This is a genomic window from Ramlibacter aurantiacus (assembly GCF_016722895.1).
GTDB lineage: Bacteria > Pseudomonadota > Gammaproteobacteria > Burkholderiales > Burkholderiaceae_C > Ramlibacter > Ramlibacter aurantiacus.
Map to the genome: position 1 here is coordinate 361,284 of NZ_JAEQNA010000004.1, position 18,004 is coordinate 379,287.

Here is an 18,004-nt window from a genome sequence, read left to right on the forward strand (position 1 = left end):
TGGTCTTGAGCCGCTTCGGTCGTGGCGTACCTGGAGAACTGAAATGCAATTGCCCATCGCGCAGCTCGAGGCGCACCTGCAAAAGACGCTGCGGCCGCTGTACGCCATCCACGGCGACGAGCCCCTGCTGGTGCAGGAAGCGGCCGACGCGATTCGTGCGGCAGCCCGGCGCCAGGGCTACACCGAGCGCTCGGTGTTCACCGTGGCCGGCGCGCACTTCGACTGGAGCGCGGTGCTGGCCGCGGGCGGCTCGCTCAACCTGTTCGCGGACCGGCAGGTGCTCGAGGTCCGCATCCCGACCGGCAAGCCCGGCAAGGACGGCAGCCAGGCGCTCCAGCAGCTGGCCGAGCAGGCGCGCGGCAACGACAGCACGCTCACGCTGGTGCTGCTGCCTCGGCTGGACCGCGCCACCCGCAACGGCGGCTGGTTTGGCGCCCTCGAAAGCCACGGGGTCACGCTGCAGGCCGACCCGGTGGAGCGCTCGGCCCTGCCGCAGTGGATCGCGCAGCGCCTGGCGCGTCAGCAGCAGCAGGTGCCCTCCGGCGAGGCCGGCCAGCGCATCCTGCAGTTCTTCGCCGACCGGGTCGAAGGCAACCTGCTGGCGGCCCACCAGGAGATCCAGAAACTGGCCCTGCTGTACCCCGCCGGGGAGCTGTCCTTCGAGCAGGTGGAAGCCGCGGTGCTCAACGTGGCCCGCTACGACGTGTTCAAGCTGTCCGAGGCGGTGCTGGCGGGGCAGGCGCGGCGCGTGCAGCGCATGCTCGACGGGCTGCAGGCCGAAGGCGAGGCCGAAGTGCTGGTGCACTACACGCTGGCCGAGGACATCCGGGCGCTCAAGCGAGTCAGCGACGCCATGGCCGAGGGCCGGCCGTTGCCGATGGCCTTGCGCGAGCAGCGCGTCTGGGGGCTCAAGGAGCGCCTGTTCGAACGCGTGCTGCCGCTGCTCACCCCGCTCACCCTCGAAAGCCTGCTGCACTCGGCGCACCAGGTCGATGGCATCGTCAAGGGCCTGAAGGCGCCCGGTTGGCCGAGCAACGGCTGGCAGGCGCTGCACCGCCTGGCCATGGAACTGTGCCTGGCGTGTGCCCTTCCACCGCGTGCCAGAATCGAATCATGAACGCCTTGAACATCGCCGAGACCATGAACGCCATGGGTGCGCAGGCCCGGCAGGCCTCGGCCGCCATGGCCAGGTCGCCGGCCGCCGTGCGCAGCCGAGCCCTCAAGCGACTGGCCGCCCTGCTGCGGGAGAACGCGCAGGCGCTGGGCGCGGACAACGCCCGCGACATCGAACGCGCCACCCGGGCCGGGTTGGCGGCGCCCCTGGTCGATCGCCTGCGACTCACGCCCAAGGTCATCGATACGGTGGCCGAGGGCTGCGAGCAGCTGGCGGCCATGCCCGACATCATTGGCGAGATCGTGGGCATGCGGCAGCAGCCCAGCGGCATCCGCGTGGGCCAGATGCGCGTGCCCATCGGGGTGTTCGGCATGATCTTCGAGAGCCGGCCCAACGTCACCATCGAGGCGGCCAGCCTGTCCATCAAGAGCGGCAACGCCTGCATCCTGCGCGGCGGCTCCGAGGCCATCGAGTCCAACAAGGCACTGGCGGCGCTGGTGCGCCGCGCCCTCGATGACGCCGGCCTGCCGCCGGATGCGGTGCAGCTGGTGCCCACCACCGACCGCGAGGCCGTGGGCCAGCTGATCGCCATGCCGCAGTTCGTCGACGTGATCATCCCGCGCGGCGGCAAAGGCCTCATCGAGCGCATCAGCCGCGACGCGAAGGTGCCGGTCATCAAGCATCTCGACGGCAACTGCCACACCTATGTCGACGACCCATGCGACCTCGACATGGCGGTGCGCGTGACCGACAACGCCAAGACCCAGAAATACAGCCCCTGCAACGCCAGCGAAGGCCTGCTGGTGGCGCGCGCGGTCGCGCCGCAGTTCCTGCCGCGCATCGGCGCGGTGTTCGCCGCCAAGGACGTCGAGATGCGCTGCGACGCCGAGTCTGGCGCGCTGATGCGTGGCGTGCCCGGGGCCCGCGTGGTCGACGCCACCGAGCAGGACTGGTTCGAGGAATACCTGGCGCCCATCATCAGCATCAAGGTGGTGGCCGGGCTGGATGAAGCCATCGCGCACATCAACCACTACGGCAGCCACCACACCGACGCCATCCTCACGCGCGACCACCTGCACGCGCAGCGCTTCCTGCGCGAGGTCGATTCGGCCAGCGTGATGGTCAACGCCAGCACCCGCTTCGCCGACGGCTTCGAGTACGGGCTGGGCGCCGAGATCGGCATCAGCACCGACAAGTTCCACGCCCGCGGGCCGGTGGGCATCGAGGGCCTGACCTCGCTGAAGTGGGTGGTGCTGGGCGAAGGCGAGATTCGCAAGGGATGACCACCTACTGGCCCTCCTGCGGCTGGGAGCTGCTCCAGCATGACGCGCACGGGCGCCTGCTCGTCACGGACGACTACCTGCGGCACCTGCTGGGCCGGCCGGAGCTGGCGCCCATCGCGCAATCGTGCGATGCGGAACAGGCGCTGCACAGGGCGCTGCTGAGCGAGCCACGCCGCAGCGTCGCCGATACCGAGCTCGACCGTCTGCAGGACGCCGATGCCCGCGCCAACTACGCCATCTGGTTGCGGTTCCGCCAGCGCCTGCTGGCCCAGCCCACGCTGGAGGCCAGCTACCTGCAGATCTTCCGCTCCCAGGTCGACGTGCCGCCGCTGCTGGTGCACGAGCTCACCCAGGTGCTGCTGCGGCAGGCGCTGGGCGATGCCTGCACGCCCTTCGAAGCGCGCGCCGCCGAGATGCTGTTCCGGCCCCAGAAGATCGCGTTGCCGGGCGATGGGCAGGTGATGGCGGCCGACGACGACACCGTGGATCGCTTGGCCGTGGCCTCCTTCGGCGATCTGGGCGAACTGCTGCGGCAAGCCGGCGCGCCGCTGCGCAGCGCCGAGCTCGACGTGCTGCGCCCGGAGGTCGAGGACGATTACTGGCCGCGCAGCGAAGCGCATGACTGGGTGCTGCCCATCCACCATGGCCAGCCCGGGCTCGAGGCCCTGTGCCGGGTGATGGAGCGCTGGATCGCGCAGCTGCTCGGGCTGCAGGTTCGGGTGGCGGTCGAACGCGAGATCGACGACGAGCAATGGGTCTGGCACGTGGGCCTGGACGCCGAAGCCAGCGCCGTGCTCAACGCGCTTTACCAGGGCCAGGAAATCGAATCGGCGCGCATGGAGCGCATGCTCTGCCTGTTCAGCCTCCGGTTCGCCGACCCGTCGGCCGCGCGCCCCGAGCTGGCGGGCCATCCGGTGTACCTGGCCATGGCCATGGACGCCGCCCAGCGGCTGCGGCTCAAGCCCCAGAACCTGCTGCTGAACCTGCCCCTGGCGCGGCCGTCGTAGGCGCAGGTGCGGCCGAGCCCGCGCCGGGCCTTGCCCTGCGCGCCGCAGCCCAAATCTAGAATGGGCTTCGGCATTCCCGTTCCCGGAAGGCGATCCCCCGCATGGTTCCCCATCTCACCACCGCCTTGAGCGGCCCCATCAACGAGCTCGAGCAGCGCGTGCTCGAGTCCATGCCCGCCATCGAGCGCTGGTTCCGCCTCGAGTGGATGGAGCACACGCCGCCGTTCTACTGCTCGGTCGACATCCGCAATGCCGGGTTCAAGCTCGCGCCGGTGGACACCAACCTCTTCCCCGGCGGCTGGAACCACCTGACCCCGGAGATGCTGCCGCTGGCGGTGCAGGCGGCCATGGCGGCCATCGAGAAGATCTGCCCGGAAGCCAAGAACCTGCTGATCATTCCGGAGAACGACACCGGCAACACCTTCTACCTGAGCAACATCGCCCAGCTCGAACGGATCTTCCACATGGCCGGGCTGAACGTGCGCGTCGGATCGGTGAACCCGGACATCAAGGAGCCGACCCGCATCGACATCCCCGGCGGCGAGACCCTCTGCCTCGAGCCGGTGGTGCGCGGCAAATATCGCCTGGGCCTGAAGGACTTCGATCCCTGCACCATCCTGCTGAACAACGATCTGTCGGCGGGGCCGCCGGGTATCCTGGAAGAGCTGCACGAGCAGTACCTGCTGCCGCCGCTGCACGCGGGCTGGACCGTGCGGCGCAAGAGCCGGCACTTCCAGAGCTACGAGGAAGTGGCCAAGCGCTTCGGCAAGATGCTGGGCATCGACCCCTGGCTCATCAACCCGATGTTCAACACCTGCGGCGAAGTCGACATGAGCCAGGACGAAGGCATGGAGTGCCTGCGGACCAACGTCGACGCGCTGCTTGGCCGCGTCCGCAAGAAATACAAGGAATACGGCATCAACGAGAAGCCGTTCGTGATCGTGAAGGCCGACAACGGCAGCTACGGCATGGGCATCGTGACGGTGCGCGACGTGCGCGACCTCGAGCGGCTGCTGCCGGCCCTGCAGGAGCGTGCCAACCGTCCCGGCGGCCAGGCCGCGCGCGGCGTGATCATCCAGGAGGGCGTGCTCACCAACGAGCGCATGCACCAGGCAGTGGCCGAGCCGGTGGTCTACATGATGGACCGCTACGTGGTGGGCGGCTTCTACCGCGTGCATGCCGAGCGCGGTGTCGACGAGAACCTCAACGCGCCGGGCGCCGGGTTCGTCCCGCTGGCCTTCGCGGAGAGCACCCGGCTGCCGCAGCCGGGCCAGAAGCCCGGCGCCAGCGCCCCCAACCGCTTCTACATGTACGGCGTGATCGCCCGGCTGGCCATGCTGGCGGCCAGCTACGAACTCGAAGCCACCGATCCCGAAGCCGAAATCTACGACTGACCCGCCGTCCCGGCCGTCCAGGCCGTCCGGGCGGCGGGCGCACAATACCGCCTTCCATGACCGGCCGCCTCATCGGGCGGCCTCTTCTTGTGCCAACTCCCAAATCCTCGCTCGCGGGCCTCACCTTGGCCGCCATCGGAGTCGTCTACGGTGACATCGGCACCAGCGTGCTGTATGCGCTCAAGGAGGTGTTCGGCTCCGGCCACGTGCCGTTCACCCAGGCCAACGTCTACGGCATCCTGTCCATCCTGTTCTGGACGCTCACCACCATCGTGTCGCTCAAGTACGTGGTGCTGGTCCTGCGCGCGGACAACAAGGGCGAGGGCGGGCTGGTGGCGATGCTGGCGCTCGCCTCCCAGGCGGTGAAGGACAAGCCGCGCTTGCGCAGCGCCTTGCTCACCATCGGAATCTTCGGCACCTGCCTGTTCTACGGCGACGGGGTCATCACGCCGGCGATCTCGGTGCTGTCGGCGGTCGAGGGCCTGGAGGTCGTCTCGCCCCGCTTCACCGGGTATGTGATCCCGCTCACGCTGCTGATCCTGTTCGGTCTGTTCGCGGTGCAAAAGCGAGGCACGGCCGGGATCGGCAAGTTCTTCGGGCCGATCACCCTCGCCTGGTTCGGCGTGATCGCCCTGATGGGGGTGATGCACATCCTGCGCCATCCGGAGATCCTGCTGGCCCTGTCGCCGCACCACGCCTTGCGCTTCATGCTGGCCGAGCCCGGCACCACCTTCATCATCCTGGGCGCGGTGGTGCTGGTGGTCACCGGCGCCGAGGCGCTCTATGCGGACCTCGGCCATTTCGGCAAGCGACCGATCCGCCTGGCCTGGTTCTCGGCCGTCATGCCGGCGCTGACCCTCAACTATTTCGGCCAGGGCGCCCTGCTGCTGGAGCAGCCGGCGGCCGTGCGCAACCCGTTCTACATGATGGCGCCCGAGTGGGCGCTGCTGCCGCTGGTGGGGCTGGCGACGGCGGCCACCGTGATCGCCTCCCAGGCGCTCATCACCGGTGCCTTCAGCGTCACCAAGCAGGTGATCCAGCTGGGCTACCTGCCGCGGCTGGCGATCCAGCACACCAGCGTGCGCGAAGCCGGCCAGGTCTACCTGCCCTTCGTCAACTGGGGCCTGTTCGTCGCCATCGTGCTGGCGGTGGTGCTGTTCCGCTCGTCCAGCAACCTGGCATCGGCCTATGGCATCGCGGTGACCCTGGACATGCTGATCACCACCGTCCTGACCTTCTTCGTCATCCGCTACGGCTGGAAGTACCCGCTGTGGCTGTGCGTGGCCGCCACCGGTGTGTTCTTCGTCATCGACGCCGCCTTCTTCGCCTCCAACCTGCTGAAGTTCTTCGACGGTGGCTGGTTTCCCATCCTGATCGGCATCGGCATCTTCACGCTCATGATGACCTGGATGAGCGGCCGGACCATCCTCAACGAGGCCTTGCGCACCGACGCCATCGACCTGCGCAGCTTCCTCGACGCCGTGTTCGTGAGCCCGCCGGTGCGGGTCTCGGGAACCGCGGTCTTCCTCACGGCGGAGCCGGGCTCGGTGCCCAATGCGCTGCTGCACAACCTCAAGCACAACAAGGTGCTGCACCAGCAGAACGTCTTCGTCACGGTGCGCAGCCACGAAACGCCCTGGGTGGGGATGAGTCGCCGGCTCGATGTGGAGGCGCTGGGCCACGACTGCTGGCAGGTCATCGTCCACTACGGTTTCAAGAATGACCCCGACGTGCCGCGCGCGCTGGAGCTGATGCGCAACCGGGGCTGCGAGCTCGACCCGATGACGACCAGCTATTTCCTGTCGCGGGACGTGGTCGTCCCGCATGTGGGTAGTGGCATGGCGCTGTGGCGCGAGAAACTCTTCGCCCAGATGCACCGCAACGCCAGTGCGGCGGCCGACTTCCTGAAGCTTCCCAACAATGCGGTGGTGGAGCTGGGCTCCAAAGTCTCCATCTGAATGCCTGCACCCGATGAACATCCTCTTCGTTGCCGATCCGCTCGAATCCTTCAAGATCTACAAGGACACCACCTTCTCCATGATGCGGGAGGCACAGCGCCGCGGCCACGCGGTGTTCGCCTGCGAGCCGCGCTTCCTGAGCTGGCGCTCCGGTGGTGAGGTCCATGCCCGGGTGCGCGAGCTGCAGCTGACGGGGCAGGTCGAGCCCTGGTTCATCCAGAACGACGTCGCGTCGCGGCCACTGCGCGAGTTCGACGCGGTGCTGATGCGCAAGGACCCGCCCTTCGACAGCGAGTACTTCTATGCGACGCACCTGCTGGAGCAGGCCGAGCGAGAGGGCGCGCGCGTGTTCAACAAGCCGGCCGCGCTGCGCGACCACCCTGAAAAACTGGCGGTGATGGAGTTTCCCCAGTTCGTCAGCCCGACCCTGGTCACCCGCGACGAGCAGGAGGTGCGGCGCTTCCACGAGGCGCACGGCGACATCATCCTCAAGCCACTCGATGGCATGGGCGGCATGGGCATCTTCCGGGTGCGCGCCGACGGGCTCAACCTCGGCTCCATCACCGAGACGCTCAACGGCGGTGGCACCACCACGATGATGGTGCAGCGCTTCGTGCCCGAGATCGTCCAGGGCGACAAGCGGGTGCTGGTGATCGGCGGCAAGCCGGTTCCTTTCAGCCTCGCGCGCATTCCGCAGGGCAGCGAGGTGCGCGGCAACCTGGCGGCCGGCGGCAAGGGCGTGGCGCAGCCACTCACCGCGCGCGACCGCGAGATCGCGCAAACCCTGGGCCCGGTGCTGGCGGCGCGAGGCCTGCTGCTGGTGGGGCTCGACGTGATCGGCGACTGTCTCACCGAGATCAACGTCACCAGCCCGACCTGCTTCCAGGAGATCACCGAGCAGACCGGCTTCGATGTGCCGGCGATGTTCATCGACGCCCTCGAAGCGGCGGTGTTCACTGCCCCATGAGCTCGCCTGGGTGCTGCGCCGGCACCGGGCTCTGATCCGCGCGCGCCTGCAGCAATTCCCGGACGAACAGTGGCAGTACCAGCGCCTGGGTGAATCCGGCGGCAAAGGTGCCGCCTGTGAGGATTTGCTGGTGAGCCGCCTGCTCGATTCGTGACAGCCCGTCTTCGGACCCGGGGCGTACGCACTCGGTCACCTGCAACAGGCCCTGGCGTTCCGCATGGAAGAAGGAGGCCGGGAAGTGCTGCCGTGCGGCGGCCAACACCAAGGCCTTCACCGCTTGCGCCCGTGCGGCGCCCAGGTGCGGCGGCACCTGCCCGGCGGAGACGAGCAGGTCGGTGCCGTCACGCCGCACGTTCATCACGCCGATCGGCAGCGGGTGATGCACCTTGACGCCGGCGCCGGCCTGGCCTTCGCCGTCTTGTGCCGGCAGTCGGAAGAACCAGCCCGTGACCGGCACGATGCCTGGCTGGTCGGCGCCAGTGGCGATGATCACGGGCTCGCCGCGGGCCGAACGGGCTTCGAGTTCAGCGCGGCCGACCCGGCCCTCGACAAACCCGACGCCCGCTTGCGCCAGGGCGCTTTTCAGCTCCCGCAGCAAGTCGAGGACGGGCACGGAAAGTCCCGGGCATCGAACAGCGGGTCCGATGGCTTTCACGGCCGACCCCAGCGTCCCCGCAGGAATCGCCTCCACCCGACCCGGTGCAAACCCCCGGATCCATGCCCGCTGGTGGATAGCGGTCTGAGCGGACAAAGCCGCGGTGGCGTCCGTGTCCGTTGCCGGGGTCGTGCGAATCAGGCCTTCGTCGAACAGGCCGCCGAACCTGGGGTTGTCCTGCACGAAGCGACGAAGCAGAGCGTAGCCGGCCGCATTGGTCGAGGTCACCAGCGCCTGGTTGATCTCTTGCAGGCGAGGATTGCGCAGGGGCTGGGCCGAGGTTTCGGTCAGGCTGACGTGGCGAATGTTCGCCCGGTGGCTGGCGCCATCCGATTGGCCGGTGACCTGCACCGCATAGCCTTGCAGGCGCAGCACGAGAGCGGTGTACAGGCCGTTGATGCCGCTTCCAATCACATGGGCCACCGGCGCCTGAGCACCGGGTGGCCCTGGCGGAATGCGCAGCGAAAACGCCGGATCCGTCAGCAGCCGGGACACGTGCTGGTCCAATGCCTCACGTGCGAGGGAGTGGACCACGCCTGTGTCGAGCTCGGCCGCGCAGGCTGCGGACGTGGCGGCTTCTGAGGTCAGCGTCAGGCGGGCACCCCATATCGGCGGCGGACTGCCGAGCGCGTTCAGGCGAGCCCGGAAGGCATCAAGCACATGGGGGCCGTAATCCAGCACCAGGCTCACGCACGCTCGGCCGGCGAGCGCGGTCAGCGCCGCGTCGCTGAACACGTCGGGCTTGGAGACGCAGACGATCCTCGCGCCCCGCGCCAGGTCCGCCATGTGGGTGGCGCTCACGAGCGCGCGGGAGTCCTCGCGCAGGGACAGGCAGACGGCGATCGCACGTGCACCCTGGAGCGTTCTGTCGAGCTCGTGCACCACGCGGACGCTTCCGGGAAGGCCGAGCGATGCCCCCGTGATGCCAGGTCGCGTGAACATCGTGATCCGGGGTGGCTGGGATCCTGCGGCGAGCTGCCGCGCCAGGGCTTGGCCCACGTGCCCGCCTCCCAGGATCCGGATGTCGGCAGGCACGTTCCCATCAGGATCCGCCAGCTTTGTTGCGATGAAGCCGGCGACATGCGAGGCGTTCAGGCCGGGCAGCCGAAGCAGCGCAATGCCAAGGCGTGTGCAAGCCTGCGCGTCGATGCGATCCGTGCTGGTCCCACGCCGCAGAAGAACCAGCTCAGCGCCTGGACACGCAGCGCGCCACGCGCCCAGCACGTCGGCTCCGACGGCTAGGTCGCCGAGCACCACTGCGGTCGGCCGGGTGCGCTGGAGTTCGCGGATCAGGTGGGACGTGCCGCTGCGAGGGTCGCAGAACAAGGTCCCGGCCGGTGCGCCCTCACGTGCGGCCTGACCCGAGGGCGCCACCCACAGGATGCGGCCGAAGGGCTGAAGAAATGCGCGCGCGATCGGGGCGATCCGTGGCGCTGCAGTGTCAGCGACGCTCAGGGCCGTCCGCTCCCGAACCGGGACGCTCCGGCTGCCATTCACAGGGGCGGCCGACGCGCCCGGCCGACCCAGCGCCGAAAGCGGCATTTTCCGGTCTGTCGATCTGCTTGGGCGGTTGCCCGGACCGGGCGGTGCGAAGGCGGCTGTGGACGGGCTCAAGGCGAGCTGCGTGCGCTGGAATGCCGCGCGCCAGGTGGATGAGCGCATGGGGTCAGGCTCCGCAAAAGGCGGCGATCGTCGCATGCCCTGGCTTGCCGTTCGCCAACGCCGCTGCAGGAGGCGCCGCACGCGCCTTGCACTCAGGCGGCGGCCGCGCCGTTCACGAACATCCGCAGCTCGCCCGGCTTGAACGGCACCCAGTTCTCGTTGGTGGTCAGCGGCGCCGTGACCACCAACGCCACCTTGTCCTCAGGCGTGGTGTGGTGCGCGAAATTCACCGACAGGTCTTCATCGGCCAGCTGCGCGTGGGCGAATGGGTGCTCGCGCTCCAGGTAGAACAGGTGGGTCGAACAGTGTGCCCACAGCGCCACGCCGTTGGACAACAGGAAGTTGAACGTCCCGTGGCGCGCAATCCTCGGCGCGAGCTCGCGCAGCGTGAGGGTCAGCTCGGATGCGCTGGGCACGCCGGCATGCGACTTCCAGATCTCCTGCATCAACCAGCAGAAGGCGCGCTCGCTGTCGGTGTTGCCGACCGCCTGGAACTGGGCGTGCAGCCGGGGGTTGAAGTCCTTGAGGTCGCCGTTGTGGGCGAACACCCAGTAGCGGCCCCACAGCTCGCGAACGAAGGGATGGCAGTTCTCGAGCGCGACGACGCCTTGGGTGGCCTTGCGGATGTGCGCGATGACCGTGCGGCTCTTGATCGGGTAGCGGCGGATCAGCTCGGCCACCGGCGAGTTGCACGCCGGCTCGTGGTCCACGAAGTGACGCACGCCCTTGCCCTCGAAGAAGGCGATGCCCCAGCCGTCGCCGTGGTGGTCGGTGCGGCCGCCCCGCTGGGCGAAGCCGGCGAAACTGAAGGTCACGTCCGTCGGCGTGTTGCAGTTCATCCCCAGGAGCTGGCACATGGCGTCATTGTGGTGCCTGCGGGTGCTCCGGTGGGGCTTGCACGCAATGCGGGCAGATGCAGGCCCGGCGTCGGGCCTGCCCGGGCACGCGTGCCAGCAGGTCGGGGCTGAACCGCTGCGCGGTGCACCAGCAACTAGCCGGCGGGGGCTCACCGCGGGCCCGGGCGACCTCCACGGCGCAGCCATTGGGTCCGCCACACAACGGGCATGTGTCCGGGCGCACGCTGAGAGGCAGGTCGGGCATGCGCCCACGCTAGCAGAAGCGAGGGCCCCCGGTCGGCGGCAGGGGTGCCAGGATGCGCACCAGCCGCTCACGCAGCAGCCGCACCAGGATGCGCCGCGTCATGGCGTGCGATTGGCCGCCTTCGCCGATGAACATGAACTGCCGACCTCGTGCGTCGACCCAGTCGAGGCGGGCCTGGCGCCAGCGCCGACCGCAGTACAGGTCGATGCACACGCCCGGCTGCAGTTGCGCCAGCAGCTCCGCCGGGCTCGGCTGCGGCGGTTCGGCCGGCGGCGGCGGCAGCGACAGGTCGACCCGGCGCCGCTTGGCACACAACTGCAGGGCCGGCAGGTGCAGCACTTCCAGGGCACGGAAGAAGCCCTCGAACTCGCCCGGATGGCGGCCCAGCAGGCTGATGCCGCTGCGAAGCTGCTCGAGCAGCTTGGGGATCAGCTCGAGCACCTTGCCCGGCCGCCTCAGCGCGGCGTCGCGGCGCACGCTCCAGAGCAGGCGGGTGGCGGTGTCGAGGTAGCCTCCGGGGTCCTGGATGTCGTCGGGGCAGGACAGCCGCGCCTGCGCGAGCACCAGTGGCCACACTTCGAGCAGGAAGTCCTGCACGGTGCCTGGTGCCTCGCGCAGGTCAGGCCGCTGGAGCAGCTCCATGGCGATGTGTTCGGCCAGGGCCTGGCGGCGCTGGCCGAATTGCACCATTTCGAGCACCAGCGAATCGGGCGGGCTGTCCTGCCAGTCGCCCAGCTCTCCGCCCGTGGAGCTCGCGCCGGAGAAAGCCGACCAGCCACCGCTCAGGCGCCAGCGCGAACCCGCCATCCCCGTGGCGCGGCCGAGCAGTTGACGGATGCCGCTGGCTGACGCCTCGCTTGACGCGGTGTGAAACGGAAGGCTCACCTGGAACATGGCCGGGCCAGTGTAAGAAAGGCCTCATACCCGTGGACCGAGCACCCCCGTGAAAACTGACGTTTACGTCAGCCTGCTCAGCGACTCATTGCGCGGACTTGCAGCGCTGGCGCCACGCGTGCAGCAGCGGTTCGGTGTATCCCGAGGGCTGCTCAGCACCCTTGAAGACCAGGTCGAGCGCAGCGCGGTAGGCGAAGGAGCGTTCCCAATTGCCGGCCATGGGCCGGTAGAACGGGTCGCCGGCGTTTTGCTGGTCCACCACGGCGGCCATTCGGCGGAAGGTCTCGTGCACCTGCTCGGCGATCACCACGCCGTGCTGCAGCCAGTTGGCGATGTGCTGGCTGGAGATGCGCAGCGTGGCGCGGTCCTCCATCAGGCCCACGTTGTGGATGTCGGGTACCTTCGAGCAGCCCACGCCCTGGTCGATCCAGCGCACCACGTAACCGAGGATGCCCTGCACGTTGTTGTCCAGCTCCTGCTGGCGTTCGGGGGCCGACCAGGTGGCCTGTTCGACCACCGGCACCTGCAGCAACCCGGTGAGCAGCGCCTGGCGCTCCGCCTCGGCCGGCGTGCGCTCCAGCTCCTGCTGGACGGCGGCGACGTCCACCTGGTGGTAGTGCAGCGCGTGCAGCGTGGCCGCGGTGGGCGAGGGCACCCAGGCGGTATTGGCGCCGGCGCGCGGATGCGCCACCTTCTGTTCCAGCATCGCAGCCATCAGGTCGGGCATGGCCCACATGCCCTTGCCGATCTGCGCGCGCCCGCGCAGGCCGCAGGACAGGCCCACCAGCACGTTGTTGCGCTCGTAGGCCTGGATCCAGGCGCTCGATTTCATGTCGCCTTTGCGCAGCATGGGGCCGGCGCGCATGGCGGTGTGGATCTCGTCGCCGGTGCGGTCCAGGAAGCCGGTGTTGATGAACGCCACCCGGGCGGCGGCCTCGGCGATGCAGGCCTGCAGGTTGATGCTGGTGCGACGCTCTTCGTCCATGATGCCCAGCTTCACGGTGTACTCGGGCAGGCCCAGCAGCTGCTCGACCCGCGCGAACAATTCGCTGGCGAACGCCACCTCGGCGGGTCCGTGCATCTTGGGCTTGACGATGTAGACCGAGCCTGTACGCGAGTTGCGAATCCCCTGGCTGCCCCGGCCCTGGAGGTCGTGCAGCGCGATGGCGGTGGTGACGACCGCATCCATGATGCCTTCCGGAATCTCCCGATCTCCGTCCCAGAGGATGGCCGGGTTGGTCATCAGGTGCCCCACGTTGCGCAGGAACAGCAGCGAGCGGCCGTGCAGGCGAAGCTCGCCCCGGCCGTCGGGCGTGAGGTAGGCGCGGTCGGGGTTCAGGCCGCGGGTGAAGCGGCGATCACCCTTGACCACCTCCTCGGTGAGAGAGCCATCGAGGATGCCCAGCCAGTTGCGATACGCCAGCAGCTTGTCCGAGGCGTCCACGGCGGCCACCGAGTCTTCCAGGTCGAGGATGGTGGACAGCGCCGCCTCCAGCACCAGGTCGCTCATGCCGGCCGGGTCGCTGGCGCCGATGGCCTGGCTGCGGTCGATGCGGATGTCCAGGTGCAGCCCGTGGTGCCGCAGCAGCACGCCGGAAGGCGCCGACGGGTCGCCCTGGTAGCCCACGAAGGCGGCTTCGTCGCGCAGGCCGGTGCGGGAGCCGTCGGCGAGCGACACCAGCAGCCGGCCGCCTTCGATGCGGTAAGCGGTGGAGTCGCGGTGCGACCCGCTGGCCAGCGGCGCCGCCTGGTCCAGCACCTGCCGGGCATAGGCGATCACTCGGGCGCCGCGCACCTCGTTGTAGCCGGGGCCACGCTCGGCGCCGCCGGCTTCGGGGATGGCGTCGGTGCCGTACAGCGCGTCATAGAGCGAGCCCCAGCGCGCATTGGCGGCGTTGAGCGCATAGCGGGCGTTCAGGATGGGAACGACCAGCTGCGGGCCGGCCTGCAGGGCGAGTTCGGCATCGACGTTGGCGGTCGTGGCCCGCACCCCCGACGGTTGCGGCACCAGATAGCCGATGTCCTCCAGGAAGGCGGTGTAGGCCGGCAAGTCCCGGATGGGGCCGGGGTGGGCCTCGTGCCAGCGATCCAGTTCGCCCTGCAGTCGGTCGCGCTCGGCCAGCAGGGCGGCGTTGCGCGGCGCGAGGTCCCGCACGATGGCGTCGAACCCCTTCCAGAACTGCGTGGGCTGCACGCCGGTGCCGGGCAACACCTGCTCGTCGATGAAGCGGGCCAGCGCGGTGTCGACTTGCAGGCCATGGATGGAAGTGCGTGGGGTCATCGGGGGTCCTCCGGTTTTTCGTGCAGCTGCGACTTTATTTGATACCGCAGCATTCATGAAGCAGGCGCGAAGTCACTACATTCATGACCTGGATGGATGTAATCTGCGCCGGTGGACAAGCTCAAGCAATTGGAGACCTTTGTCTCGGTGGCCCAGCGCGGCAGCCTGACCGCGGCGGCGCGTGTCGAGGGCGTGGCCCCCGCCGTGATCGGACGCCGGCTCGATGCGCTGGAGGAGCGGCTGGGCGTGAAGCTGATGGTGCGCACCACGCGGCGCCTGTCGCTGACGCACGAGGGCAGCGCCTTCCTGGAGGACTGCCAGCGCGTGCTCGGTGAACTGGCCAGTGCCGAGGCCAGCGTGAGCGCCGGCGGCGTCAAGGCCAGCGGCCACCTCCGGGTGACCGCGCCGGCCGGCTTTGGCCGTCACCATGTGGCCCCCCTGGTGCCGCTGTTTCGCGAGCAGCATCCGGAGGTGACCGTCTCGCTCAACCTGGGCGACCGCGTGGTCGATCTCGCGGCCGAGGGCTACGACTGCGCCGTGCGGGTGGGTGACTTTCCCGATTCGTCCCTGGTGAGCGTGCGCCTGGCCGACAACCGGCGACTGTGCGTGGCCGCGCCGGCCTACCTCAAGCGGCACGGCACGCCGCAGGCGCCGGCCGACCTGGCGCGCTTCGCGTGCCTCGTGCTGTCCAGCGATGCCTCGCAGACGCGGGGCTGGGCCTTCCGCCAGGGTGCCGAGGTGGTCTACCTGCGGCCCAACGGGCCACTCGACTGCTCCGACGGCCAGGTGCTGCACGCCTGGTGCGTGCAGGGCCACGGCATCGCCTGGCGCAGCACCTGGGAGGTCCAGGCCGACATCGCAGAAGGGCGGCTGGTCGAGGTGCTGGCCGCTTTCGCCGCCCCGCCTAACGGCATCTATGCCGTGCTGCCGCAGCGCCGGCACCTGCCGCTGCGGGTGCGGTTGTGGGTCGACTTCCTGCGGCTGCACTACGGCCGCTCCGCCGTGTTCAGGCAGGCTGCCGCGTCTTGAGGCAGTCGGACATGAAAGCCTTGCGGGCGTCCCCCTTCATGTCCTTTGCCTGGGCGTTGCACGCCTTCATGCGGTCCTGCTGGGACACGGGCTGCTTCTTCAGGCAGGCCGACATGAACGCCTTGCGCTCGTCGCCCTTGCGGGCGCCGGCCTCCTGGTTGCACTGGGCCATGCGGGTCTGCTGCGGATTGGGCTTGGCCTCCTGGGCCTGGGCCGCGGCGGCGGCCAGGGTGAGGGCGGCGATCAGGAGGCGTGGGTACTGCTTCACGAGGGGTCCTTCGACGACATCCCGGGGCGGGATGCCGGCTCAACGCGGCAACCGGGGCGCGCGATGACCGGCCCGTAAAATCCCGCGATGCTCCTCGTGACCCAAGAACTGCTCGGCGCGCTGGCCGCCGCGCTCGAACGGCTGCAGCCCGGCGCCGGCGCAAAAGCGGCGTTCGAATCGCCCAAGGCGGCGGCCCACGGCGACCTGGCCTGCACCGCCGCCATGCAGCTGGCCAAGGCGCTGAAGCAGAACCCGCGGCAGGTGGCCGAATCGCTGCGCGCCGACCTGCTCGCGCGCGAGGCCTTCCAGCGCTGGGTCGATGCCGTCGACCTCGCCGGTCCCGGTTTCATCAACATCCGCCTCAAGCCGCTGGCCAAGCAGCAGGTCGTGCGCGAGGTCCTCGAAGGCGGCGCCGCCTACGGCCACCAGCCGGCCAACGGCCGGCGCATGATGGTCGAATTCGTCTCGGCCAACCCCACCGGTCCCTTGCACGTGGGCCACGGCCGGCAGGCCGCCCTGGGCGATGCCATCTGCAACCTGTACGCCAGCCAGGGCTGGCAGGTGCACCGCGAGTTCTATTACAACGACGCGGGCGTGCAGATCGAGACCCTGGCGCGCTCGACCCAGCTGCGCGCCAAGGGCTGCAAGCCGGGCGACGACGAGTGGCCGGAGGCGGCGTACAACGGCGACTACATCGCCGACATCGCCGACGACTTCATGGCCGGCAAGACCGTGAAGGCCGACGACCGCGCGTTCACCGCCTCGGGGAACGTCGACGATCTCGACGGCATCCGCCAGTTCGCCGTGGCCTACCTGCGCCACGAGCAGGACCTGGACCTGCAGGCCTTCGCGGTGCGCTTCGACCACTACTACCTCGAGTCCAGCCTCTACACCAGCGGCAAGGTGGCCGACACCGTGCGCCGGCTCCAGGAGGCGGGCAAGACCTACGAGCAGGACGGCGCGCTGTGGCTGCGTTCCACCGAGTACGGCGACGACAAGGACCGCGTGATGCGCAAGTCCGACGGAACCTACACCTACTTCGTCCCCGACGTGGCCTACCACATCACCAAGTGGGAGCGCGGCTTCGAGAAGGTGGTGAACATCCAGGGCACCGACCACCACGGCACCATCGCCCGCGTGCGCGCGGGGCTGCAGGCGGCCGGCGTGGGCATTCCGCCCGGCTACCCCGACTACGTGCTGCACACCATGGTGCGCGTGATGCGTGGCGGCCAGGAGGTCAAGATCTCCAAGCGCGCGGGCAGCTACGTCACGCTGCGCGACCTGATCGAGTGGACCAGCAAGGACGCGGTGCGCTTCTTCCTGCTCTCGCGCAAGCCCGACACCGAGTACGTCTTCGATGTCGACCTGGCGCTGGCGCAGAACAACGACAACCCGGTGTACTACGTGCAGTACGCCCATGCCCGCATCTGCTCGGTGCTGTCGGCCTGGGGCGGGCGGGTGCAGGACCTGCACGGGGCCGACCTGTCGCCGCTGGACAGCCCCGCGGCGCAGGCGCTGATGATGGTGCTGTCGCGCTATCCGGCCATGCTCGCGGCGGCCGCCACCGACTTCGCGCCGCATGACGTCACCTTCTACCTGCGCGAGCTCTCGGCGGCCTATCACAGCTACTACGACAGCGAGCGCATCCTGGTCGAGGACGAGGCGGTCAAGAAGGCCCGTCTCGCCCTGGTGGCCGCGTGCGCACAGGTGCTGCAAAATGGTTTGGCGATGCTGGGCGTGAGCGCTCCGCACAAGATGTGATCGGCAGGAACAGCGTGAAGATCCAGCAGCAGCGAGGAAATACCTTCCTCGGACTCATCATCGGCGTGGTGCTCGGCCTCGCGGCCGCCCTGGCGGTCGCGGTCTACGTCACCAAGGTGCCCGTCCCCTTCCTGAACAAGAGCCAGGGCCGCACGCCCGAGCAGGACGCGGCCGAATCCCGCAAGAACCAGAACTGGGATCCCAACGCGCCCCTCTACGGCAAGAACCCGGCTCGGCCGCAGGCAGCACCTGCCGCCGAACCCGGTGCGCCGGTCCAGGCGCCGGCCGCTGCGGCACCGGCGCCCGCACCGGCACGCAGCGCGGCCACACCCGGCGATCCCCTGGGCGAATTCGCCGCCTCCCGGGCCAGCACGGCTGCCGCCGATCCGTTCATCTACTTCGTCCAGGCCGGCGCCTTCCGCACCGCCGAGGATGCGGAAGCCCAGCGGGCCAAGCTCTCCCTGATGGGGCTGGACGCGCGGGTCACCGAACGCGAGCAATTGGGCCGCCAGGTGTACCGCGTGCGCGTGGGCCCCTTCGAACGCAAGGAGGATGCCGAGCGCAGCCGCTCGCGCCTGGAGTCGGGTGGCTTCGAAGCCGCCCTCGTGCGCGTCCAGCGCTGAACCGGAA

15 protein-coding genes are annotated in these 18,004 nt (G+C 69.2%); 9 read left to right on the top strand and 6 right to left on the bottom strand.

Going from position 1 to position 18,004, the window contains the following annotated elements; all coding sequences use genetic code 11:
• Positions 1-43 precede the first annotated feature (43 nt).
• The 6 genes from holA (at position 44) to gshB (ending at position 7,723) form a co-directional block, all read left to right on the top strand.
• Complete coding sequence (holA, locus tag JI739_RS13635; RefSeq protein ID WP_201684459.1) at positions 44-1,117, top strand: DNA polymerase III subunit delta; 1,074 nt, start codon at positions 44-46, stop codon at positions 1,115-1,117.
• A complete protein-coding gene (locus JI739_RS13640; RefSeq protein ID WP_201684460.1) occupies positions 1,114-2,397 on the top strand; it encodes a glutamate-5-semialdehyde dehydrogenase in 1,284 nt (427 codons plus the stop codon). Before holA ends, JI739_RS13640 begins: the two co-directional genes overlap by 4 nt.
• Positions 2,394-3,404, top strand: a complete 1,011-nt coding sequence (locus JI739_RS13645) for a DUF6352 family protein (protein ID WP_201684461.1) — start codon at positions 2,394-2,396, stop codon at positions 3,402-3,404. The genes JI739_RS13640 and JI739_RS13645 overlap by 4 nt, the downstream gene beginning before the upstream one ends.
• A gap of 101 nt (positions 3,405-3,505) precedes the next feature.
• Positions 3,506-4,798: a glutamate--cysteine ligase gene (gene gshA, locus JI739_RS13650; RefSeq protein WP_201684462.1), complete on the top strand. Its 1,293-nt coding sequence runs from the start codon at positions 3,506-3,508 to the stop codon at positions 4,796-4,798.
• A gap of 89 nt (positions 4,799-4,887) precedes the next feature.
• Positions 4,888-6,756 carry a potassium transporter Kup gene (locus tag JI739_RS13655; protein ID WP_201684515.1) on the top strand — a complete coding sequence of 623 codons (1,869 nt, stop codon included), beginning with the start codon at positions 4,888-4,890 and terminating at the stop codon, positions 6,754-6,756.
• Between the two features lie 13 nt (positions 6,757-6,769).
• Positions 6,770-7,723 carry a glutathione synthase gene (gene gshB / locus JI739_RS13660; protein ID WP_201684463.1) on the top strand — a complete coding sequence of 318 codons (954 nt, stop codon included), beginning with the start codon at positions 6,770-6,772 and terminating at the stop codon, positions 7,721-7,723.
• Here the strand turns inward: gshB and JI739_RS13665 are convergent.
• The 5 genes from JI739_RS13665 to JI739_RS13685 all read right to left on the bottom strand — a co-directional run bounded on the left by JI739_RS13665 (position 7,710) and on the right by JI739_RS13685 (position 14,316).
• Positions 7,710-10,040: an FAD-dependent oxidoreductase gene (locus JI739_RS13665; protein WP_201684464.1), complete on the bottom strand. Its 2,331-nt coding sequence runs from the start codon at positions 10,038-10,040 to the stop codon at positions 7,710-7,712. The genes gshB and JI739_RS13665 overlap by 14 nt on opposite strands.
• 92 nt (positions 10,041-10,132) lie before the next feature.
• The gene (locus JI739_RS13670; protein WP_201684465.1) at positions 10,133-10,897 is read right to left on the bottom strand and encodes a class II glutamine amidotransferase; all 765 of its coding nucleotides are present in this window, start codon (positions 10,895-10,897) and stop codon (positions 10,133-10,135) included.
• Positions 10,898-10,901: 4 nt separating this feature from the next.
• Positions 10,902-11,141: a cysteine-rich CWC family protein gene (locus JI739_RS13675; protein ID WP_201684466.1), complete on the bottom strand. Its 240-nt coding sequence runs from the start codon at positions 11,139-11,141 to the stop codon at positions 10,902-10,904.
• Between the two features lie 9 nt (positions 11,142-11,150).
• Positions 11,151-12,035, bottom strand: a complete 885-nt coding sequence (locus JI739_RS13680) for a DUF1631 family protein (RefSeq protein WP_201684467.1) — start codon at positions 12,033-12,035, stop codon at positions 11,151-11,153.
• Between the two features lie 85 nt (positions 12,036-12,120).
• Positions 12,121-14,316: a malate synthase G gene (locus tag JI739_RS13685; RefSeq protein WP_201684468.1), complete on the bottom strand. Its 2,196-nt coding sequence runs from the start codon at positions 14,314-14,316 to the stop codon at positions 12,121-12,123.
• A gap of 111 nt (positions 14,317-14,427) precedes the next feature.
• On the opposite strand from JI739_RS13685, the gene JI739_RS13690 reads away from it, so the two are divergent.
• Positions 14,428-15,345: a LysR family transcriptional regulator gene (locus JI739_RS13690; RefSeq protein ID WP_201684469.1), complete on the top strand. Its 918-nt coding sequence runs from the start codon at positions 14,428-14,430 to the stop codon at positions 15,343-15,345.
• Here JI739_RS13690 and JI739_RS13695 read toward each other — a convergent pair.
• On the bottom strand, positions 15,323-15,613 hold the full coding sequence (locus JI739_RS13695; RefSeq protein ID WP_435531609.1) for a PsiF family protein: 291 nt from the start codon (positions 15,611-15,613) through the stop codon (positions 15,323-15,325). The two genes, JI739_RS13690 and JI739_RS13695, sit on opposite strands and share 23 nt — an antisense overlap.
• 87 nt (positions 15,614-15,700) lie before the next feature.
• Here JI739_RS13695 and argS point away from each other — a divergent pair, with 87 nt between their 5' ends.
• Positions 15,701-17,374, top strand: coding sequence for an arginine--tRNA ligase (argS, locus tag JI739_RS13700; RefSeq protein WP_201684470.1), 1,674 nt, complete (start codon positions 15,701-15,703; stop codon positions 17,372-17,374).
• Positions 17,375-17,394: 20 nt separating this feature from the next.
• The gene (locus JI739_RS13705) at positions 17,395-17,997 is read left to right on the top strand and encodes an SPOR domain-containing protein (RefSeq protein ID WP_201684517.1); all 603 of its coding nucleotides are present in this window, start codon (positions 17,395-17,397) and stop codon (positions 17,995-17,997) included.
• Positions 17,998-18,004: the final 7 nt, after the last annotated feature.